Here is a 2,438-nt window from a genome sequence, read left to right on the forward strand (position 1 = left end):
GAAGGTAGAGTAGGGCATTGTTGGGTAAGGTGTTATTTAATAACTGGGTGCTCGGTAAAATTGAATTTTGAATACGCTTGGCGTAGTTGATACTATCAATAATTTCTTTATGCTGTTCATCAATTCGCTCATTTTTCAGTGTAAGATCTTTGTTGATTTTTTTACGTTGTAAAGAAGAAACCCAAAGACTTATGGTGACCACAAGTATGATACTTATAAAGAGTACCAAAACACGCTTAGAGTTCTTTTCAGAGTTTAACTCCTCTTCTCTAAGTTGCTCTTGAATTTTTAAGCGTTCGATTTCAGCCTCTTTTCTACTCGATTGATATTGGGCTGCGAGCTTAGATGAAGTTTCTTGTGATTCTAAGGTATGAATAGAATCTTTTAATTTTACATAGTTCTCAAGGTAATAAACAGCATTGTCGTAATCCTTAAGGTGAGCATAGGTTTTGTAGAGGTTGAAATATCCATTAAGTGGAGAGACGTCTAAATCAAGACTGTCTACCAAGTGTACAAATTTTTTGTAGTAAAGTATTGCTTCTGTTCTTCCTCCTATGTTTTCTTCGAGATTTCCTTTCGTGAGGTAATTAATGGCCAGGCCATTGAATTGATTTGTTTCGGTATTAAGATTAATTGCTTTATCGATGTATTGATTAGCTAAAGAATAACGCTCTTTTAATCTGTATAAATTAGCTAAATTGTTGTAGGTCGCACTTAAGGATTCTGAACAATTACACTTCTTAGCAATTTCTATTGCCTTTTTGTATGCATTTTCGGCTTGCGAAAGCTCATTGTTGAATTTGTAAATGTCTCCGAGTAAAAGATATGCCTCTGCCTGTACAGAAAGCATGTTGTTCTTTTTGGCCAATTCAGATACTTGCGATAAATAGTAGGTGGAATTGTTGATATCCTTAGATAGTAAAAATAATTTTACAATATCTATATAGGTTTTACAGATGTTTTGGAGATCATTTTGAAGTTCAAAATATTTCAAAGCTTGAAACTCTGCTTGAATGGATACGTCAAAACTACCCGCTTCTCTAAAAATATCGGATTTTCTTTTTAAAATATGTGTTTTATGTGCAATGTTGGTAATTCCAAACTTTAAAGCAATAGTGTCAAATATCTTTAGAGATTTATCGACCATCAAGTTATTTGCATAAAGTTCAGCCAACCTCATATAACTTTCTATAATTATAGAGTCAGAGTTATTAGCGTCTTTTATTTCGTTTAAAAATAATTCTTTGGACTGTATGAAATCGCCCGTATCAAGTATTGATAGATCTTTTTCAAAACTGTTACCACAGTATGGAGCCTTCCAAATAAAGAGTAAGAAAAAAAGGGTTAAAAGTAGTGTTCTATTCACTTATAGTAGAATTATAAATACGCTAAAAATCCAAGTCTACAAAATTAAAAAAAGTTAGACTTCGTTAATCGATGAATAGGGTTTATTTGTCGGTTAATGTTATTCAATCATCGATTAATCGAATAATATTTTAACTAAGATAGTTGTTGATTGTGATAAATGACGTTATTTTGGTGATGAAATTAATCAATAAAATTATAAAAAGATGAAAAATATAATAGTTTTTACAGGAATTGCGTTAAGTGTTATTACATTCGGGTGTTCAAAAAATAATGATGTTGTAGAAAGCGAATACTACACTGCAGAGGAGCAAGTTACAATGACGAACAGAGCTAACCAAACTTTGAAGTTCCAAAATAATACAGAAGATGGAGCTGATCATATTGAAGGAGTATCAGTTGGATGTTCGTTTTTTACGGGTAAAGAATGTACAGTATCAGATACAGATTACGGTTGTAGAGGTGAATTGTTATCTATCGATTGTATGAATTTTATACATGAATTATTGACGAAATTACAAAATGGTGATGATTTTGCTGACCAAGGTGTAGTTACTGCTAACTTAGATGCGTTTAACGGATTGTGTCCAGACAAAATGATAGAAGGAGTTGTTGATGGTTCTGTAAGAATGAATATTGTAGCTTTAAGTTCTACACCAGAAGGAAGTGCTTACATCGAATTTGAAAATTCAACTTCTCGTGAATTGATCATGGCTACACAAATTAATTTTAAATAATGAAGAAACTAGGTCTATTAATAGTATTATCAGCTTTAATTGTTTTTCAATCTTGTAATGAAAACAAAATTGAGAGTTTTACCGAGGAAAGTAAATTCAATTTAGTTGATTCTATCTGTATAGACCCGAATTTTGGAGTCTCTTCACTGAGTGCTTTTGAATTGGACGGAGAAGAATACTTTTCTGTTGCGAACTTTAAAACTCAAAAAGAGATTCGAATCTTCAACTCTAAAGGTTTAGTACAAGCTGTAAGTCTTAAAGGTTTTTCAATTTTCAATGATACTCCCTTGGCATATGAGGTGCTTAATTTAGATACTATATTGATCATTTTAAATC

At 31.8% G+C, this 2,438-nt stretch carries 3 protein-coding genes; 2 read left to right on the forward strand and 1 reads right to left on the reverse strand.

Translation table 11 applies throughout. The annotated features are described in order from the left end of the window. Nucleotides 1-1,366 (reverse strand): tetratricopeptide repeat protein (locus AC22ZQ_RS14105; protein ID WP_318959404.1); only part of this gene is annotated, 1,366 nt, incomplete at its 3' end. Between the two features lie 205 nt (nucleotides 1,367-1,571). Between AC22ZQ_RS14105 and AC22ZQ_RS14110 the strand changes: the two genes are divergently transcribed. Then, complete coding sequence (locus tag AC22ZQ_RS14110; protein ID WP_318959405.1) at nucleotides 1,572-2,102, forward strand: hypothetical protein; 531 nt, start codon at nucleotides 1,572-1,574, stop codon at nucleotides 2,100-2,102. Then, nucleotides 2,102-2,438 (forward strand): hypothetical protein (locus tag AC22ZQ_RS14115; protein WP_318959406.1); only part of this gene is annotated, 337 nt, incomplete at its 3' end. The genes AC22ZQ_RS14110 and AC22ZQ_RS14115, both read left to right, overlap by 1 nt.

Source organism: Lishizhenia sp. (genome assembly GCF_057456495.1).

Bases quoted from the DNA above. Each gene is read 5' to 3' on its own strand.
- AC22ZQ_RS14110 (WP_318959405.1), top strand. From the start codon at position 1,572: ATGAAAAATATAATAGTTTTTACAGGAATTGCGTTAAGTGTTATTACA.